Origin of the sequence: Winogradskyella sp. (genome assembly GCF_045105575.1) — a bacterium.
GTDB lineage: Bacteria > Bacteroidota > Bacteroidia > Flavobacteriales > Flavobacteriaceae > Winogradskyella.
In genome coordinates this window covers 1-19,010 of the sequence record NZ_JBGCDQ010000063.1, presented here as the reverse complement: position 1 = coordinate 19,010, position 19,010 = coordinate 1, and the positions used below count along the sequence as shown (strand labels likewise).

Sequence of the window (19,010 nt, the reverse complement as noted above, 5' to 3'; positions counted from 1 at the left end):
TGAAGGTATTTATTGTATCATTTGCCTTTAGTTACGTCGATCTTCGCCCCAAAGCAGTTTTTTTCTTAGTGTTGCAAGAAAGGTTTCATCTAATAATTCCACCATTTTCACAACAAAATCTGCCTTTTTTACCGTAACAATTGTTGTATTCGCTAAGGTTACAATCCTAGAGTCTAATGACATTAAAAACTGATCTTCCCGACCATTAACTCTTAACGTTACTGTTGTATTATCTGGAATGACCAAAGGACGTGCGCTTAAGTTATGAGGAGCAATTGGTGTCAGTGCAAAATTCTTAGCATCAGGTGCAATGACTGGTCCTCCGCAACTTAAGGAATATCCTGTAGAACCTGTAGGTGTCGATAAAATAAGACCATCTGCCCAATATGAGGTTAAATATTCACCGTTGAGATGTGTTTCAACCGTAATCATAGAGGTAGTGTTTTTTCTACTTAACGCAATTTCATTGAGCGCAAAGTTGGTATTCACAATATCACTATGTTCAGGATTAGTCGATACACTCAATAAAGACCGTTCTGAAATTTTATAATCACCATTAAAAATTTCCGTTAATGCCGTTTGAATCTCATCTATTTGAATAGTTGCTAAAAAGCCTAAACGACCTGTATTGATACCTACAATAGGAATCCCTAAATCACTTACGTACGTTACAGCTCTGAGAATAGTGCCATCTCCACCAACACTAATTAATAAATCATAACTAGAATCAAGCGTTTCAAATGTTTGTACTTCAGAACTATTTAGGATGGCTTCATTCTGTGTTTTTATAAACTCAGATTCAAAAAAGACCTCAGCATTTTTTAACAACAAAAAATTCAAAAGTTGCTGAACCGCTTTTTGAGTCGTTTCCTTTACATAATTCTGTCCATATACCGCTACCTTCATCATTACATATTTAAATATTTATCGAGGTATTTAGAACGTTCTTTTAAACTTTCGATATATGAATCTTCCTCATTTCCGGCAATAATAATATAGCTATAGCGTCTAAACGTGTGCGCTACATCATTGATACTTCCATTACCAATTTTCATGGTTACCCTCACCAAATCACTATCCATTTTAGAAATAAAAGCTCCTAAAAGTTTAGCATCATTAGATTCTACAATTTGGCTGATTTCACTAAATGAGTAATCATGAATTCCTTTTTCAACAATTAAAATAGCACCAGGTTCTGCAAAAAATGGCGTTTCGTTAAATAAATGCATAATATCATTTAGCTCATAATAACCAAGATACGTGTTGTTTTGATCTAATATGGGCATGATATTAGAATCGTTTTGAGCAAATGCTTCTAACACATCTAACCAATTAGTAGCTGGCCTCACGTAAAAGCCTTCAATAGCATAATTACAGTCGCTTAAGGTAATGGCACTTTCAAAACAATGTGCGTCCGTCTCTGAAATACATCCCATATAAACACCATCTTTCAACACCGGAATGTGCGAATAGGTTAACTGATTAAATAGCAATTTTAAATCGCTCACCTTATCAGTCATACTGAGTGGTTTGATATCGTTAATTACAAAATTTTGAAGCTCCATTGTATCCAATTAAATAAGTTGCAAATTAATCAAAAATAACCATAAAAGGTGTGCCCATGTTTGTATTTTTGTAACTCAAAACCTAATAAAATGACTAAATTAAGTGTTAATATAAATAAGATTGCCACGCTAAGAAACAGTCGTGGAGGTGATGTACCAAATGTGGTTCAATTTGCTAAAGATGTGCAGCGTTTTGGTGCCGAAGGTATAACGATACATCCAAGGCCAGACGAACGCCATATTCGTTACCAAGATGCTTACGATTTAAAATCTGAAGTATATACGGAATACAATATAGAAGGTAATCCGATACCTAAATTTGTAGATATGGTTTTAAAAATTCAACCGACACAAGTAACTTTAGTACCAGATGCTGTTGATGCCATTACGTCTAATGCTGGTTGGGACACTATAAAACACAAAGCGTTTTTGGTAGATGTGATTAAAGAGTTTCAAAATAATGGGATTAGAACATCCATATTTGTGGATCCAGATTTACATCAAATTGAAGGTGCAAAAGCAACAGGAACAGACCGCATAGAACTTTATACCGAAGCCTTTGCACATCAATACAGTCTGGGAAACAAAGATGCCATAAACCCATATATGGAATGTACAGGTTTAGCAAACACGATGCAACTTGGTATTAATGCAGGCCATGATTTATCTTTAGACAACATTAAATTCTTCAAAGAAAACATCACAGGTTTATTGGAAGTATCTATCGGACATGCCCTAATTGCCGAAAGTTTATACAAGGGAGTTGAGCATGTTATTGGTAAGTATTTAGACAAGTTGAAATAAAATGCAAATGGATTTATATTCAAACATTATAGGCGAAGGAAAACCATTCATTATCCTTCATGGATTTTTAGGTATGGGAGACAATTGGAAAACGCTAGCCAAACAATTTTCTGAGCTTAATTTTGAAATACATCTCGTAGACCAACGCAACCATGGTCGTAGTTTTCATTCTGAAGCCTTTGATTACGAATTAATGGCAGAAGATTTAAAACACTATTGTGATACCAACAACTTAAAGGATATCAATTTATTAGGGCATTCCATGGGTGGAAAAACAGCCATGCTTTTTGCTGCAAAATATCCTGAGCTGGTTCAAAAACTGATGGTCGCTGATATCTCACCTCGTTATTATCCTGTACATCATGATGCGATTTTAGACGGTTTAAGTCATCTCGATTTTACAATATTAAAAAGCCGTGGTGAAGCCGACAAAGCCTTAAGTAATTATGTGCACGACGCTGGCACACGCATGTTCTTACTCAAAAATTTATATTGGGTAGAAAAAGGACAACTCGGCTTACGCATCAACCTAGACGCTTTAAAAGAAAATGTATCAGAAGTTGGTGAAGCCTTGCCAATACATGCTACTTTTAATAAAGACACCTTGTTTTTACGTGGAGATCGTTCCGAATATATTGGCGAAGCAGATGCATCTATCATAAAAAGACATTTCCCTAATTCAGAAATTATAACGATTTCTAATGCTGGCCATTGGCTACATGCTGAAAATCCCAAAGATTTTTATGAGGCTGTGATTAATTTTGTTTAAATTGTAGCAAAAGTATACACAAATGAATTTATTAATCAAACTCTTACTCAACGCAATTGCAGTCTTTATTTTAGCACATATACTCGACGGTGTTAAAGTAGATAGTTATGGCATTGCTATAATCGTTGCCATTGTAATTTCAGTATTAAATACGGTTGTAAAACCGTTATTGGTTATTCTTACTTTACCAATAACCATAATTACATTAGGTCTATTTCTGCTCATCATCAATGCATCGATAATTCTGTTAGCAAACAAACTAGTCGATGGTTTTTATGTCGATGGTTTGTTTACAGCACTGCTATTTAGTTTGTTATTATCCATTCTAAGATCAATGCTTTATTTTGTATTTAAAGACAAGAAAAGCAACTCAGACTAAATTAAATTTAAAGTGTCGTAGAGAAAATGAAGTTGCTTTTTTGTTCTATGACGCTATCATCTATTTTCATAGCCTTAGTTACCGAAATTATGAACAAGAAAACAGCACAGGAAATGAGCAAGTTTGATGACATCATCTCATGTTTAAATTGGCATCTAAACCAAAGGCTTAAAACTATTGTTGGGTTGCAAAAAATATTGTATTTTTGCAGCCCAATTTTAGTTTCAAAACAATGAATATTACAAGAGAAAACATCGATGCATTAAATGCAGTTGTAAAAGTGGATATCGCTAAAGAAGATTACAGCGATAAAGTAGAAAAAATCTTAGTAGATTACCGTAAGTCTGCCAACATTCCTGGTTTTAGAAAAGGTCATGTACCTATGGGAATGGTAAAAAAGCAATACGGTAAAGCCGTTTTAGTTGACGAAGTCAATAAATTACTACAAGATGCGCTTGGTAAATATTTAGTTGAAGAGAAACTAGACGTTGTAGGAAATCCGTTACCAAAAGCGCAAGACGATTTAAACTGGGATGCTGAATCATTCACGTTTCAATTCGAATTGGGTTTAGCACCAAAATTTGATGTCGCTTTAAAAAGTAAAAAAGCCATTACACATTATAATATTGTGGCTGATGACAAAATGATTAATGAGCAGGTAGAAAGCATCCAGAAGCAATATGGTAAAATCGTTTCTCAAAACGAAGTCACTAAAGCTTCAGAAATTACAGGAACGTTTACCAACGAAGAAAAAGAGATCGACAATTCTACCATGTTGACCTTAGATAAGCTGAAAGGAAAAACAAATCCTAAGAAATTTATAGGCGCTAAAGTTGGTGATGTGATTGCTTTAAAAACAAAAGGTTTATTTAACGACGATCATGATTTAATGAATGCGTTAAAAGTACCACATGACGATGCGCATGGTTTAGAGATAGACGTCAATTTTACCATTACAGAAATTAATGAGCGTGAATTAGCCGACTTAGATCAAGAGTTATTTGATAAGTTATTCGGAAAAGGGAATGTGACTTCTGTAAGTGAATTAAAAGGAAAAATAAAAGAAGATTCTGAAAAGCAATTTGCACAGCAAGGTGATCAGAAACTTTTAAATGATGTTACTGAAAATTTAATTGAAACCACAAAATTTGATTTACCAGCAAGCTTCCTTCAAAAATGGATGCAAAATGCAGGTGAAGAGCAAATGACCGAAGAGCAAGCAAAAGAGGAATACGAAAAGTCCGAAAAAAGCATGCGTTACCAATTGATTGAAGGTAAATTAATTCAAGATCATAAACTTCAAGTGCAGTTTGATGAATTAAAAGCACACTCCATGGAGATGATTAAAGGACAAATGGCACAGTTTGGACAATTAAATCCTTCGGAAAAAGAATTAGAAGATATTGCAGCGCGTATTTTAGGAAATCAAGAAGAAGTGAAGCGTATGTCTGAGCAGTTAATAAGTCAGAAATTATTAAACTTATACAAGACAGAAGCAAATATTAAGACTAAAGATATCACTTACGATGATTTTGTAAAAGAATTTTATAGTTAATTTTATAACTATTAAGGCTTTGCCTTAAAACCTTAAAATGTCATTTTCGTGAAAACGGAAACCTAAAAATAATTAGTATCTTTAAGGCGTAAAACGGAATGGTTTTACGCTTTTTGTTTTTGGATTTATACTTCATAAATCAAAAACGTGCGGAACTCGTTTCAGGATCACAGAATCTGTCTCATTAAACACCGTCGAAATGCTTCTATCCGAAGAATTTGAGCGATACCTTTAATCTGACTAGAAAAGACTTTAAAAAAATTAATTAAAAGAATTAAAATTAATATGGATTACGGAAAAGAATTTGAAAAATTTGCAACAAAAGATCAAGGCATAAATAGCAATTATTACAGTAAGATTATAGAGAGCATGTATCCTTCAAACATGACACCAAACATTATTGAAGAACGCCAAATGAACATTGCTGTTTTTGATGTGTTTTCGCGTTTAATGATGGATCGTATTATATTTTTAGGCACAGGTGTTAACGACCATGTGGCAAATATTATACAAGCACAATTATTATTCTTACAAAGTACAGATGCTTCTAAAGATATTCAGATCTATATCAACTCACCAGGAGGATCCGTATATGCAGGTCTAGGCATTTATGATACCATGCAGTTTGTAAAGCCAGATGTGGCTACAATTTGTACAGGTATTGCAGCTTCTATGGCAGCGGTATTATTATGTGCTGGTGAAAAAGGCAAACGTTCTGCTTTAACACATTCTCGCGTCATGATTCACCAAGTAAGTAGTGGAACACAAGGGCAATTAAGTGATATGGAAATTGCATTAAAAGAAACCATTAGAGTAAAAGAAGAGTTGTATGCCGTTATCGCAAATCACTCAGGACAAACCATTGAGCAAGTCGAAAAAGATTCGGATCGTGATTATTGGATGCGTTCACAAGAAGCTTTAGATTACGGCATGATTGACGAAGTTTTAAAACGCAAGTAATCTTAATTACTTACGACTAATAAATTATTTATACGGTCACATTGAGCATTACCGAAAGCAAAATATATTTTGCATAAAGGTAGCTAGCTAAGCTAGACGAAATGTCTTTAATAGGTTAAAGATGCTTCACGACGTTCAGAATGACATCAATTAAAAATTATGGCAAAAGAAGAATTAGAATGTTCATTTTGTGGTAGAAAAAAGCCAGAAACTAGCTTGCTTATAGCAGGCTTAGATGCACATATCTGCGATCGTTGTATTGAACAAGCACACGGTATTGTTATAGAAGAATCTAAACAATCTGGTAATTCAGAGTTAAGTGCAGAATTAATGTTACGAAAGCCTAAAGAAATTAAAGCTTTTGTAGACGACTATATTATAGGACAAGAATATACCAAACGCGTCATGGCTGTGGCAGTTTATAACCACTACAAACGTTTATTACAACCACCAACAGATGATGATATTGAAATACAAAAAAGTAACATCATTATGGTTGGGCAGACTGGTACAGGTAAAACCTTAATGGCCAAAACCATCGCCAGAATGCTAAACGTACCTCTAGCTATTGTAGATGCCACAGTGCTTACAGAAGCTGGTTATGTTGGTGAGGACGTAGAGAGTATTTTAACCCGTTTATTGCAAGCCGCAGATTACAATCTTGAAAAAGCACAACGTGGCATCGTTTTTATAGATGAAATTGATAAAATTGCACGTAAAAGTGATAATCCATCTATTACTAGAGATGTGTCTGGTGAAGGTGTACAACAAGCTTTACTAAAACTTTTAGAAGGTACGGTTGTAAATGTGCCACCAAAAGGCGGTCGTAAACATCCAGACCAAAAGTTTATTGAAGTGGATACTGAAAATATTTTATTTATTGCAGGTGGTGCTTTTGATGGTATTGAACGTGTCATTACCAAACGCTTAAACATGCAAGCCATTGGTTATAGCTCTATCAATACCGATAGTGTAGATAAAGACAATATTTTACAATACATTATTCCTAAAGATTTAAAAGATTTTGGGCTCATCCCAGAAATTATAGGTCGTTTACCTGTACTGACACACATGGATCCGCTGGATGCCAAAACCTTAAGAGCTATTTTAACAGAGCCTAAAAATGCCATCATTAAACAATACAAAAAGTTGTTTGAAATGGATGACGTGGCACTAACCATTACTGATGGTGCATTAGAATATATTGTAGAAAAGGCCATTGAATATAAACTTGGTGCACGTGGTTTACGTTCGCTTTGCGAGGAAATCCTCACCCAAGCTATGTTTGATTTGCCAGGCTCTGGTGAAACTAAATTTAACGTTACTAAAACTTATGCTGAAGATCGATTGAATAAATCGACTTTGAAAAAGTTGAAGGCTGTGTCTTAAATCTTATTAGAGTTTAATACATTAAAAAAACCACAATTTCAATATTAGAAATTGTGGTTTTTTTAGTGAAAAATAAGACTCATTCGCTTTTGTATAAATTTGATAAGTGTTTAAAGGTTAATTTTTATGTGACTCTTTATTCATTTTTAAGCCCATTTGCCGTTGGGTTTTTTTTCTTTAACTTATTGTGTAAAAAAGGAATCAAAGCGACCGTCAGAAATAGTATAAACCTTACCATTTTCTTCATCTACTATTTCAAAACTAAAAGTACCAGACACTATATTCGTAGTGTAGTCAATTTGATCTATTGTTATCAACCCTGAATTATTATTATCAGTAGTATTATCATTAAGAAATGTTGGCGGATTGTTATCAAAAGTAACTTCAGCATAAAAATTACCTTGACTTTCATCTAATAATTGGTATGAACTATTTGAAGATATTGCAAGCCCATTTGTCGCTAAAGAAATAATTAAAGGGACCTTAGAATTAAACTCACCTGATATGTTAAAATAGTAATTCCCATTGTTAAATTGATAATAGCAATTAAAACTACCGCTATTATCTACAAAGGGCTCTCCATTAACTAAGCAGCCAAAGGTTCCAGCACCAGTTTGTGTGGCTTCTGGCAAACAATCTACTCCTTGGCAATCATCACTTGTGTCGCAAGCCATTAAAGTAACTAAAAGTATAAGAAAAAATAAATGCTTGATATAGGTTCATTTCTATAAAATTAAAAATAAATAAGATAGCTTAAGACATGTAACTCGAAGTATGTTCAAACTTTAACACATAAAAAACCACAATTTCAATATTAGAAATTGTGGTTTTGTTGTTAGGGATTAATTAAAATAATATTGCAGGCAATATATGTAATGACATTAAGTCATTGTAAGAATTAATAGCACATTAATTTTCAACTAAGATATAGGCTTCAGTCTTTGTAAAGCCAATTCACTTTATTTATTGGATAAACTCATAGTGATTATCGTTATAAAGCTTTTTTATGTTGCTTTTATGGTTGAACCGTTCATATGGTTTTGTGCAAATTATGAATCAACTTCATATGCGCCTTTATCTGTTATTAAGACGCAGTAATTCCTCTACGTAAGCTCTCGAGTTAGATAATCGTGGCACTTTGTGCTGCCCACCAAGCTTGTCATTTTCCTTTAACCAATCGTGAAACAAGTTTGGTCTGGCACTATGAATTTTAGGCTTTGTCAAAGTCATATTATTTAACCGCTTGGCTTCATAATCTGAGTTTAAGGATTTTAAGGCATTATCAAACAGCTCTTCAAAATAAGACATCTGTTCTGGTGGAGTTTTAAATTCAATAATCCACTCGTGTGCTCCTTTTTCTTTGCCTTCCATAAATATAGGAGCGGCTGTGTAATCTACAATTTCTGCAGAAATGCGTTTACAAACCCGCTTCAAAGCCATTTCTGCATTTTCTATAATTAACTCTTCTCCAAACGCATTAATGTGGTGTTTTGTTCTGCCAGAAACTTTAATTCTGTGTGGACTTAAACTTACAAAACGTATGGTATCGCCAATTTTGTATCTCCACAATCCGGCATTAGTGGTAATCACTACCGCATAATTGGTATTGAGCTGCACATCGCCTAAAGGAATAATACGTTGGTCTGCCGTACCATAACCATCCATAGGAATAAATTCATAGAAAATACCATAATCGAGCATTAACAATAAATCACTAGATTGATTGCGATCTTGTATGGCAAAAAAGCCTTCAGATGCGTTGTAAATTTCGTAATATTTAAATTTATGAGATGGCAAAATCGCTTTATACTGATCCACATACGGATTAAAACTAACGCCTCCATGGAAATAAACTTCGAGATTTGGCCAAATGTCCAAAAGGCTGTCTTTTCCTGTTTTATCTAAAACATTATTAAGTAGAACGAGCATCCAAGAGGGCACACCTGTTAAGCTAGTCACATTTTCATTAATCGTTTCATCTACAATAGCTCCCATTTTAGCTTCCCAATCGCTCATCAAGGATACCTTACTGCTAGGTGTAGAACTAAATTCTGCCCAAAACGGCATATTATCTATAAGTATGGCGCTTAAATCGCCAAATGCCGTACCGTTTTCTTTATAAAGTTCCTTACTGCCACCAAGTCGTAAGCTTTTACCAGTAAACATCTGGGAATCTTCATTATTATTGAGATACATGCACAACAAATCTTTTCCTCCTGCATAATGGCAATCTTCAAGAGACTGAGTACTTACAGGGATAAACTTACTTTTAGCGTTAGTGGTGCCACTAGATTTGGCAAACCATTTTATAGTACTTGGCCAAAAAATATTTTGCTCTCCATTACGAGACCGTTCTATTAGAGGTTGAAATTCTTCGTAATTTACTATGGGAATGCGTTCGCAAAACTGACTGTAGGTTTTTATAGAATTGAAGTCGTACTTTTTACCAATCTCAGTATCCTTTGCTATTTTTAATAGACTAAAAAGCAATTCGTTCTGTACCTCGTTTGGGTATTTTAAAAACAACTCAATCTGATGAAAGCGTTTTTTTAAAAACCATGAGGCAATAGAATTTACAATAGGAATTGGCATAGCGTAATTATCTTTAGCCGTTAAACGGCATTTGGCAGTAATTCATTTTAGGCATTCAACTCTTTTTCAGATTTAGTTTTTTAAATTTGAAAAGTTAAATTTACTAAAATTCTTCTATGGTTTATAAAGGTGTGCTTACTAAAATGCAAACAGAGTTTTTAGAACCGATTCAATACTATTTGGTCTTTGAAACTGATTTTATTCATATGAATCAACTCTTAAACAAACCTATTGAACTAAAATTGGTTGGACATCAATGTTTAAGCTGCAAATTGGACCGACCTATTTACCGACAAGGTTTTTGTAAAAGTTGCTTTTTTGATAAGCCTTTTGCTGGCGATTGGATTATGCGACCAGAATTAAGCACCGCACATTTAGATAAAGAAGATCGCGATTTAGACTACGAAAAGAAAGTACAGCTACAACCGCACATTGTGTATTTGGCGAACTCTAGCAATGTAAAAGTTGGTGTAACTCGTAAAACACAAGTGCCAACACGTTGGATAGATCAAGGTGCACACGAAGCCTTAGAAATTGTGGAAGTGCCTAACCGTTATTTGGCTGGTATTACAGAAGTTGCCTTAAAGGATTATGTAGCAGATAAAACCAATTGGCGAAAAATGTTGAAAAATGATGTTGAAGATGAAAATCTTCTGGAATGGCGAAACAAATTGAAAACCTATATTCCTGTAGAGGCTTTGCCTTATTTTATTGATACCAATACGGAAACGCATTTAAAATTTCCTGTTGAACACTATCCTGAAAAACCAAAAAGTCTTAATTTGAGTAAAACTCCTAAGTATTCCGGAAAATTAGTAGGTATTAAAGGGCAATATTTAATTTTTGAAGATAATACGGTTTTTAATGTGCGTTCTAATGAAGGATCGGTTGTTGAGTTAGCTATTTAGATATTTCAGCACTTGTCGGAGACGCGCGCTAACTTGGCGATAACTTGAAAGCATGATGTTAGCATTGCGTTAAAATTTATTTTGTTTAAAGGAAGTTAGTTATTTTTAAACAAAAATAAAGAATGTCTTATGAAAATTTCGCCAATTACATATCTTGCCTTTACGACCTTTATTTTAGTGACCATAACTATTATGGCATCCTTAAACTTTGCCTTTGCTTGGGTATTTTACCTTATGGTTATCGGTCAAATATTTTTAGCAATTACCGTTTATAAAGTTTTAAGAGATAACTATAAAACAGATAAAACATTTGAGCATTTTTATGAGGACCGTCCTGTGGATCCTATTTATGTTGAAGCTAAGAATGAAAAGTTTAGAGGTGAGTAGTTATTGATATCTGTTTTGGGTGTTTAATTTTACTGTGATTAATAAAACATCATAAACTCATGACCAAGACCTTTCAGGTTTTGAAAACCTGAAAGGTCTGAAAACCAAATCTCGACTTACACTATATCTTAAGCACTTTCTGAATATTTAGGGTTTCTTTTATGATAGTCACTTCGACTTCGCTCAGTGATATTTTTCTAGCTTGTTTTTAAAATGGGAGTATGTGCTGGTAGTCATCTTTTGTGATACTCTTTATTAAATAGTTTTGGTTCTTTTTACTATTGTCACTTCGACTACGCTCAGTGACCAGAGCAGTTTTACCGATGCTCGTTGACTAACACTAAGTAGCTGGTTAGTTATGACATCGCCAACGTTTTTCGATTTTAAATCGACTTTATTATTTAAAGTAAGACAATAAATCCGATTTTTTAGAAGCAGATACCATAATTTCTTTTCCGTTACTCAAAACGACGCTACCTCCTTTCCCTTTAACGTATTTTACAATTTCATTGACATTGACCAAATAGCTTTTGTGGACTCTAGCGAAATTAGCATCCTTTAAACTTTCTTCAACATATTTTAAGGTCTTACTAACGAGTTTCTTTTTGTTAGTGTTGAGAAAGATTTCTGTGTAATTGTCATCGGCTTTGCAATACATAATATTTGCCGTTTCAATCACTTCAAATCCATCTTGCTGTGGAATGGTAATTTTGCCGTTTACAGCATTGGTTTTTGGCACTAGTAATTGATCTTGAAGGGCATCTTCCTTCGTTCTAATTTCAGTAACATAATCGACTGCTTTTATTAACTCGTCAATAGAAATGGGTTTCATTAAGTAATACGAAGCATGCGCATTTAAAGCTTCTATAGCATAATGATTGTAAGCCGTTACAAAGATGGTTTCAAAATTAACATCACCAACTTTGTCTAACAAATCGAAGGCATTGCCATAAGGCATCTCTACATCTAAAAAGACGACATCTAAATCATTATTCCGAATTAAAACCAGCGCTTCTTCAATATTAGCCGCCTCGCCCAAAATTGAAATATTAGGACAATACTTGGTGATATAATTCCTAAGAATTATTCTGCTGTTTTCTTCGTCTTCTACTATGATGGCGTTTAGTTTCATGAGTTTTAGTTTGAAGCTCGAAGTTTGAAGCATGAAGTTTCTTACAACTTCCGCATTCAAGCTTCATGCTATTTTTTAATCCTTTTTTAATGTTACAACAACCTTGGTGCCTGCATCTTCCAAATCTTGAAAATCAGCAATGGTTACATCTACTTTGTCTTTATACATTTCATTCAAAATAGCTACACGTTTTTTAATATTGTTCATTCCTTTTGAATTTTGTTTTTTCTGATGATCTGTTTTTAAAGCTTTAGAACGTGCTCTTCCGATGCCATTATCTGAAATGGTGATGGTAATTTCATCTTTAGATTTAGGTTGAATATGGATTTGTAAATGTCCTATTTCTGTTTTATAGCGTAAGCCATGCCAAACCGCATTTTCAATATAGGGTTGCAGTAACATCGGTGGAATCTGAAATTCTTCAACATCAATCATTTCATCGACATCAATTGCATAATCAAACTTATCTTGAAATCTAAAATGTTCGAGCTTAGTATATAAGTTTAGTAATTCAATTTCCTTTTTTAATGGAATAAAATCTTCTTCACTATTTTCTAATACCGAACGCATCAGTTGCGAAAAATCAGATAAATATTTATTGGCTGTACGCTCGTCATTAGTCGCTATAAAGGTGTTTACAGAATTTAAAGCATTGAAGATAAAATGCGGATTCATTTGGCTTCGTAAGGATTTTAAAGCCAATAAATTATTTGCCAAACGCTGTTGTTTAATGTATTTAAACATTAAATAACCTGTAATTAAAAGTAAGATTAGACCACCAATTAAGGAGTAAATAATAACCTGCTGACTTTTATTTTTTTCTTGGGTTAATTCATATTTACTTTTAGACAACTCGCGATCACTTTCTAAAGAGGTAATTCTGTTTTGTTGTTCGGCTAAATTTCGACTAAAACGTGCTGCTCTAGATATTTCTTGTACCTTTTTTGCATACAACTCATCCACAACAATTGTAAATTCTTCATTATATTCAATTGCTTTTTCTGTATTTCCTGATCTTAAGTGAACTTCAGACAATTTGCGAGTAGCATCCATTTTAACGTCTAAATCTTCCTTTTCTTCAGCTTCCGCCTTACTCTTCTCTAAATAAGGAATAGCCTCATCAAAATTATTCTGCAAATAATAAGCCGTACCAATTTTATAATTCTGCTTCTGAGACGTTATTGGACTTTCATTAGAAATGATGGAATCTCTTTCAATAGCCTTAATGCCTTCAATCGCTCGCTTTCTTAGCACGATTTCACTTTCGTAATCTTCGTTCATATTATTGAACTCAGCCACTTTCACTTGCTCTTCAACAGCACGTTTTTTATTCTCCTTTTTAGCCAAATTAAGAGAATTATTGAAATAACCTTTGGCTTTATTTGTCTGACCTTGGTCACTATAGACCTGTGCTATTTTAGAATTTAAATCCGTGACCTTTGGTGCGATAAGATGTTTTTTTGCCACTTTTAAACCCTCTTGATAGGCTTCGATGGCTTCGGTAAAGTTTTTCGCTTTTAAATACGCATCACCGATACCTTCAAACCAAATCGTTTTATCATAGTTCGCTAATTTTTTTTGGTCAAGAGCTTTATAGTTAACAATGCTGGTCTCAAAATCGCCACTATTAAGATAGGCCTTTGCCAGTTTCAGTTGTGCAGACGGTCGCTTTACATTTTGAAGGCTAATTTTATATGCTGAAATGGCCAAATCATACTGTTTCCAATGTCTATACACATCACCCAATAACTCATGTGCTTCTGCACTTTGCGTAGTATTCACATTTACATTCAACGCATCACCTATAAACTTTAGACTTTTTTCTGCATCTTTTTTAAGATAGACATCCGCAGAATCTATCATATTATTAAAGCGATCAAAACTTGTTTTATTTCTTACACTTCGACTTGTTTTTTGGGAATCTACCACTTCTATAGTAATGCGCTCATTAGAATCAATAATATGATAGATAGTCTCAAAATCATCATGTCTTATAATAAGTTCGTCACCTATTTTAGCATTGATACTAAACCCACCGTCAAAGTTAGTGCGTGTATATTTTCCTCCATTCACCAAAATCTCTACATTCTTGTAAGGTGTAAACGAATCTTTATCGTACACACTGCCACGTATGGTAAATACGGCCGCATCAGCTCTTTTGTCTGAGTTGTTATTCTGACCAAAGGAGACACCTCCTATTAGAAAAAATAATATTATAATTCGGTTTGTTATATACGTGTTCACAGCCAATTTTAAATCCATTTGGTATAAACTTACATACTTTATTTGGTTTCAAAAAATGCAGTATCTAAAATTGAACTCATTTATTGTAGCAAAACGCCATGGCTACTAAACATATGAAGCACTTTACTCATTCAAAGTAGCACGTTACGCATTCTGGTTTTTTCTACTTCTTTTTTAAACAGAGCTTTACACATCAATTAAAGACTTAAGATCGCTTTGCTTTTAGCAACATAGAATAAAGAGTTGATGCGCAAAGCAATCACTGAGAAGTCTCCAAATGAGATTATTAAAATCGAACTATTTTTTTAACAACAGAAAAACAAAAACATGAAAAGATTCAATTTAACGCTACTCTTAATTATATTTTATAGTAGTCAGATTTCAGCACAACACAGAGGTAACTACAATGAAATTACCCAAGATATTTCTCGGCAAAATATTTTAGCTTCAGGAAATGCCCAAATTTACAATCCCACAGTGCAACAGCAAGTGCAAAAGGTATTGTATCCTAGTAATGTGTTGAGTATTGATGTAAAAGCGCTTCAAAATACAAGTGCAACTACCTATACTGCCATATTTAATGTTTCGCAAATGGGTTCATCTGCAGAAAACACCAATCAATTAATGAAGCTTCGCATAGATAGTATTAAAACGCGCTTAAAACGCAAAGGCATCACCAATACCGACATTGCTATTGATGTGATTTCTTTTATTCCTATTTACGAAGTTGAAGTCACTAAAAAACTCTTTAGCAAAACCTACACAGAAGTTCCTAAAGGCTTTGAGCTGCAACAAAATATTCATATTCAATTTACCAAAACTAATCAATTTGAAACCATCTTAGAGGCTTGTGCTAAAAGTGAAGTTTATAATTTGGTGAAGGTGGACTATTATATTGAAAGTATTCAAGAGGTATACAAAAACCTTCAAGATGAATTATTAAAACTAATTGATGAGAAGAAAGCCTATTATACACTTTTAGGATTCGATATGGACGATTATACTGTAGCTATTGCAGATGACAAGTACTGCTATTTTCCAAAAGATTTTTACCAAAGTTATCAAGCGTATAATAGCACTTCTATTGAAGCTTTGGATAAAAAAGAAGGTGTCACTACAGCCAAAAAACAGACGTCTTACTATTACCAACCTTTAACTTACGAAAACTATGATGTAGTGATTAACCCTTCTATTTTAGAACCAGTAGTTCAAGTTGGTATGAATATGAAATTAGTATTTACTCCTAAGCCTAAAGAAAAAGTTGCGGCACCCATTGTAAAAACTGAAATAGATCACAAATATTATGTGATATCACCGAATGGCACGATCGATGTAAAAGAATTGAACACTAAAAATTAGGACGATGAACGCCTTAAAAACACTTTCAATTATTATAATATTTATTGGGTCAATGACCTTTGGGTTTGCTCAAAAACAGAAGGTCATCACATTGGATAAAATCAATTATAACGGTTTTGTAGCATTAAGTGATAGTTTAAAAACTTACAGAGAAACACGCTTAATTGATGAAGCTACTTTTAATAATTATAGTAAACAGCCACATACTATCATTCTCGATACACGCTCTAAAAAAGCTTATGATGACATTCATATTAAAGGTGCCATTCATTTAAATTTTTCAGATTTTACAGAAGAAAAATTAAATAATATTATTCCAGATCGTACCACTCGCATTTTAATTTATTGTAATAATAATTTCGATAGTAAAAAACGTTCACTTTTAAATAAATATCGAAGACTCGCCTTAAACATTCCCACATTTATAAACTTATATGGTTATGGTTACAAAAATATTTATGAATTGAAAGGCTACTTAAATGAACTTGAAACTCAAATCCCATTACAAACGAATTCAAAAAAATAACATATTATGAAAACACAATTGAAATCCTTAATCATCGCGATAAGCTTATCAACCTTAATGGCTTGCAATGCGAACACCAAGAAACCGACAACGACTGATGTATTGCTTGCAGAGACCGTTATTGAAACACATTCGAAATCAGAAACATCCGAATCACCCGAAATAAAAGTCGCTTTACTTTTAGATACCAGTAATAGTATGGACGGTTTAATAGACCAAGCTAAAGCGCAACTCTGGAAGATTGTTAATGAATTATCTTATGCCAAATGCGAAGATGAAAATCCTAATTTAAAAATAGCATTATATGAATATGGCAATGACAATTTAAACGCAGATGAAGGCTATTTAAGACAAGTTATTGGGTTTAGCGACGATTTAGATGAAATTTCAAAATCATTATTTTCCTTAACGACAAATGGTGGTAACGAATTTTGTGGTAAAGTAATTAAAACAGCCTTAAACCAATTAAACTGGGGCGAAAATAAAAATGATTTAAAGCTAATTTTTATTGCTGGGAATGAGGCTTATTCACAAGGTAATGTCAACTATAAAGACGCATCAAAATTAGCACATACAAATGATATTACCGTTAACACGATATTTTGTGGAGATTACAATCTAGGAATTTCAACCTTATGGAAAGATGGAGCTGATTTAACACATGGCAATTATATGGCGATTAATCATAATGAAGCAACCATTCATATCGCATCTCCTTACGATGATAAAATATTAGAACTTAATGTAAAATTGAATAAAACCTACGTAGCCTATGGCTCTGCTGGTAGAGATAAAATGGAAATGCAAGCAGAACAAGATGCTAATGCTATGAGCTACAATAAGGCGAATGCTGTGAGTAGAACGGTTAGTAAAAGTTCGCGTTTATATAAAAATAGCTCTTGGGATTTGGTGGATGCCGAAAAAGAAACTGGTTTTTCTTATGATGATTTAGAAGAAAAAGAATTACCTAAAGAATTAAAAGGAAAATCGAAAGCTGAAATTAAATCTTATGTCGATATGAAAGCTAAAGCGCGTAAAAAACTTCAAGATACTATTGCAGCATTAAACTTAAAACGTCGCAATTATGTTGCTGAACAAAGTAGTTCTGCATCTAATAATTTAGAAAATGCCATGATTGAAGCTTTAAAAGCTCAGGCTAAAAAGAAAAATTACAAATGGGAATAAGCTCAAAAAAAACGAAAGGCTCAATTTTAATTGAGCCTTTTTATTTGTTTTAGTTTACTGCAGGACAGTTACATTCGTACTTAGCTCGTCTACAATTAAAGTTGTAACCAAGTGTTAATTGATGAAAACCACCTGTATTAAAATTAACCGTATTAGCCTGATACGAATATGTATATGCAAATACAAAATTATTATAATCCACACCTAAGAATGGTGTAATGTATTGTAATTTCTGATTACTAATGCCTGTTCCGTCTTGAAATTCCGCTCCATCTAAACTACGTCTGTAGGATAATCCACCCCAAACTTTTCCAAAATCCATTTCTCGGTAAACTTTGGCATTAATATCTATTGACGATTCTTGCGTAGCATCTCTATACATATACATTATGGAAGGTTCGTAACTCCAATCACTACCAAACTGACTAAAGGTATATCCAGAAGATAGTAAATACGTTCTTAGATTTCTAAATTCAAACTCATTACCATTTCTGTTATAGTTAATACCATCATTATTTAAAATATTTTTTGCCGTAAAATGTGCATAAAAATCAATAAAATGGTAAGAAAAACCGAAATCCATATTAAAATTAGTTGCGCTTTGGTTGATACCACCAACAGCAACATCAAGAGGAGCTCCAGGAACCAACCAACTTGTTTCATCCAAATTGTACTGTAAAAATCCAGCACTTAGTCCGAATGATAACATATTTAAATCAATCTCATTTCGAGAAAACATTAAATGATATGCAAATGTAGCATAACCTCCAACTGTTGAATGAAAACCGTTAGAATCGTTAAAAAGAATTCCTCCAATAGCTACAGGAGAATCACCTATACGCCCATTCATACTGATAGTTTGTAAACTTGGTGCATCATCAACACCAAACCATTGTTGTCTTGCCGTTAACCTTACTTTAGCACAGTTGGCAACACCTGCCATTGATGGATGAATTAAATAATAATTATCTGTTAAATAATCAGAATAAATAGGAATACCTTCTTGAGCAAAGCTAAAGTTTGTCAAAAAAGCTATAAATGCTACTAAACAATAGTGTTTCAATTTCATAATTTTTTTTATCGTTTCAAGGTGAAATGGGCTCTAAATTCTTTACGTTCTGTGGTGCCTGGCTCGGTGTACTCTACTGTAAACCAGTAATCACTCGTTGGCATCATACTGCCATTAAAGGTACCATCCCAACCTGTTCCGGTGGGACTTAATTGCTTTAATAGCTTTCCGTAACGGTCAAATATAT

The 19,010-nt window shown here is 33.5% G+C and carries 19 protein-coding genes; 11 read left to right on the top strand and 8 right to left on the bottom strand.

Annotation, left to right across the window (positions count from 1 at the left end; genetic code table 11):
- Window positions 1-27 precede the first annotated feature (27 nt).
- The gene (locus tag AB8B52_RS13810) at window positions 28-906 is read right to left on the bottom strand and encodes an NAD kinase (protein ID WP_406029112.1); all 879 of its coding nucleotides are present in this window, start codon (window positions 904-906) and stop codon (window positions 28-30) included.
- Window positions 907-908: 2 nt separating this feature from the next.
- On the bottom strand, window positions 909-1,565 hold the full coding sequence (locus tag AB8B52_RS13805) for an acetoin utilization protein acuB (protein WP_406029110.1): 657 nt from the start codon (window positions 1,563-1,565) through the stop codon (window positions 909-911).
- 90 nt (window positions 1,566-1,655) lie between these two features.
- Here AB8B52_RS13805 and AB8B52_RS13800 point away from each other — a divergent pair, with 90 nt between their 5' ends.
- The 6 genes from AB8B52_RS13800 (at window position 1,656) to clpX (ending at window position 7,421) form a co-directional block, all read left to right on the top strand.
- Window positions 1,656-2,369: a pyridoxine 5'-phosphate synthase gene (locus tag AB8B52_RS13800; RefSeq protein ID WP_406029108.1), complete on the top strand. Its 714-nt coding sequence runs from the start codon at window positions 1,656-1,658 to the stop codon at window positions 2,367-2,369.
- 7 nt (window positions 2,370-2,376) lie between these two features.
- Window positions 2,377-3,138 (top strand): alpha/beta fold hydrolase, encoded by a 762-nt coding sequence (locus tag AB8B52_RS13795; protein WP_406029107.1) that lies wholly within the window; start codon window positions 2,377-2,379, stop codon window positions 3,136-3,138.
- A 22-nt stretch (window positions 3,139-3,160) separates the two neighbouring features.
- Entirely contained in the window at window positions 3,161-3,517 is a 357-nt protein-coding gene (locus AB8B52_RS13790) for a phage holin family protein (RefSeq protein ID WP_406029105.1), read from the top strand.
- Window positions 3,518-3,749: 232 nt separating this feature from the next.
- Window positions 3,750-5,072 carry a trigger factor gene (tig, locus tag AB8B52_RS13785; protein ID WP_406029103.1) on the top strand — a complete coding sequence of 441 codons (1,323 nt, stop codon included), beginning with the start codon at window positions 3,750-3,752 and terminating at the stop codon, window positions 5,070-5,072.
- Between the two features lie 285 nt (window positions 5,073-5,357).
- Complete coding sequence (locus AB8B52_RS13780) at window positions 5,358-6,032, top strand: ClpP family protease (protein ID WP_406029101.1); 675 nt, start codon at window positions 5,358-5,360, stop codon at window positions 6,030-6,032.
- A gap of 159 nt (window positions 6,033-6,191) precedes the next feature.
- Window positions 6,192-7,421 carry an ATP-dependent Clp protease ATP-binding subunit ClpX gene (clpX, locus tag AB8B52_RS13775; RefSeq protein WP_406029099.1) on the top strand — a complete coding sequence of 410 codons (1,230 nt, stop codon included), beginning with the start codon at window positions 6,192-6,194 and terminating at the stop codon, window positions 7,419-7,421.
- Between the two features lie 182 nt (window positions 7,422-7,603).
- On the opposite strand, the gene AB8B52_RS13770 is transcribed toward clpX, so the two are convergent.
- Window positions 7,604-8,095, bottom strand: coding sequence for a hypothetical protein (locus AB8B52_RS13770; RefSeq protein WP_406029097.1), 492 nt, complete (start codon window positions 8,093-8,095; stop codon window positions 7,604-7,606).
- A gap of 400 nt (window positions 8,096-8,495) precedes the next feature.
- Window positions 8,496-10,013 carry a GH3 auxin-responsive promoter family protein gene (locus AB8B52_RS13765; protein ID WP_406029095.1) on the bottom strand — a complete coding sequence of 506 codons (1,518 nt, stop codon included), beginning with the start codon at window positions 10,011-10,013 and terminating at the stop codon, window positions 8,496-8,498.
- 116 nt (window positions 10,014-10,129) lie between these two features.
- Between AB8B52_RS13765 and AB8B52_RS13760 the strand changes: the two genes are divergently transcribed.
- Together AB8B52_RS13760 and AB8B52_RS13755 are read left to right on the top strand one after the other, a co-directional pair.
- Complete coding sequence (locus AB8B52_RS13760) at window positions 10,130-10,921, top strand: DUF2797 domain-containing protein (protein ID WP_406029093.1); 792 nt, start codon at window positions 10,130-10,132, stop codon at window positions 10,919-10,921.
- 129 nt (window positions 10,922-11,050) lie between these two features.
- The gene (locus AB8B52_RS13755) at window positions 11,051-11,308 is read left to right on the top strand and encodes a hypothetical protein (protein WP_406029091.1); all 258 of its coding nucleotides are present in this window, start codon (window positions 11,051-11,053) and stop codon (window positions 11,306-11,308) included.
- 397 nt (window positions 11,309-11,705) lie between these two features.
- Here AB8B52_RS13755 and AB8B52_RS13750 read toward each other — a convergent pair whose 3' ends face one another.
- Together AB8B52_RS13750 and AB8B52_RS13745 are read right to left on the bottom strand one after the other, a co-directional pair.
- Window positions 11,706-12,440, bottom strand: a complete 735-nt coding sequence (locus AB8B52_RS13750) for a LytR/AlgR family response regulator transcription factor (protein ID WP_406029089.1) — start codon at window positions 12,438-12,440, stop codon at window positions 11,706-11,708.
- A 75-nt stretch (window positions 12,441-12,515) separates the two neighbouring features.
- Window positions 12,516-14,702, bottom strand: a complete 2,187-nt coding sequence (locus AB8B52_RS13745) for a histidine kinase (RefSeq protein ID WP_406029087.1) — start codon at window positions 14,700-14,702, stop codon at window positions 12,516-12,518.
- A 309-nt stretch (window positions 14,703-15,011) separates the two neighbouring features.
- On the opposite strand from AB8B52_RS13745, the gene AB8B52_RS13740 reads away from it, so the two are divergent.
- The 3 genes from AB8B52_RS13740 to AB8B52_RS13730 are packed head-to-tail and all read left to right on the top strand — an operon-like array spanning window position 15,012 to window position 17,754.
- Window positions 15,012-16,043, top strand: coding sequence for an SIMPL domain-containing protein (locus AB8B52_RS13740; protein WP_406029085.1), 1,032 nt, complete (start codon window positions 15,012-15,014; stop codon window positions 16,041-16,043).
- Window positions 16,044-16,047: 4 nt separating this feature from the next.
- A complete protein-coding gene (locus AB8B52_RS13735) occupies window positions 16,048-16,569 on the top strand; it encodes a rhodanese-like domain-containing protein (RefSeq protein ID WP_406029083.1) in 522 nt (173 codons plus the stop codon).
- Window positions 16,570-16,575: 6 nt separating this feature from the next.
- Window positions 16,576-17,754: a vWA domain-containing protein gene (locus AB8B52_RS13730; protein ID WP_406029081.1), complete on the top strand. Its 1,179-nt coding sequence runs from the start codon at window positions 16,576-16,578 to the stop codon at window positions 17,752-17,754.
- A gap of 49 nt (window positions 17,755-17,803) precedes the next feature.
- Here the strand turns inward: AB8B52_RS13730 and AB8B52_RS13725 are convergent, their stop codons facing one another.
- Together AB8B52_RS13725 and AB8B52_RS13720 are read right to left on the bottom strand one after the other, a co-directional pair.
- Entirely contained in the window at window positions 17,804-18,823 is a 1,020-nt protein-coding gene (locus AB8B52_RS13725) for a type IX secretion system membrane protein PorP/SprF (RefSeq protein WP_406029079.1), read from the bottom strand.
- Between the two features lie 8 nt (window positions 18,824-18,831).
- A partial coding sequence (locus AB8B52_RS13720) for a T9SS type B sorting domain-containing protein (RefSeq protein WP_406029132.1) occupies window positions 18,832-19,010 on the bottom strand: 179 nt, incomplete at its 5' end.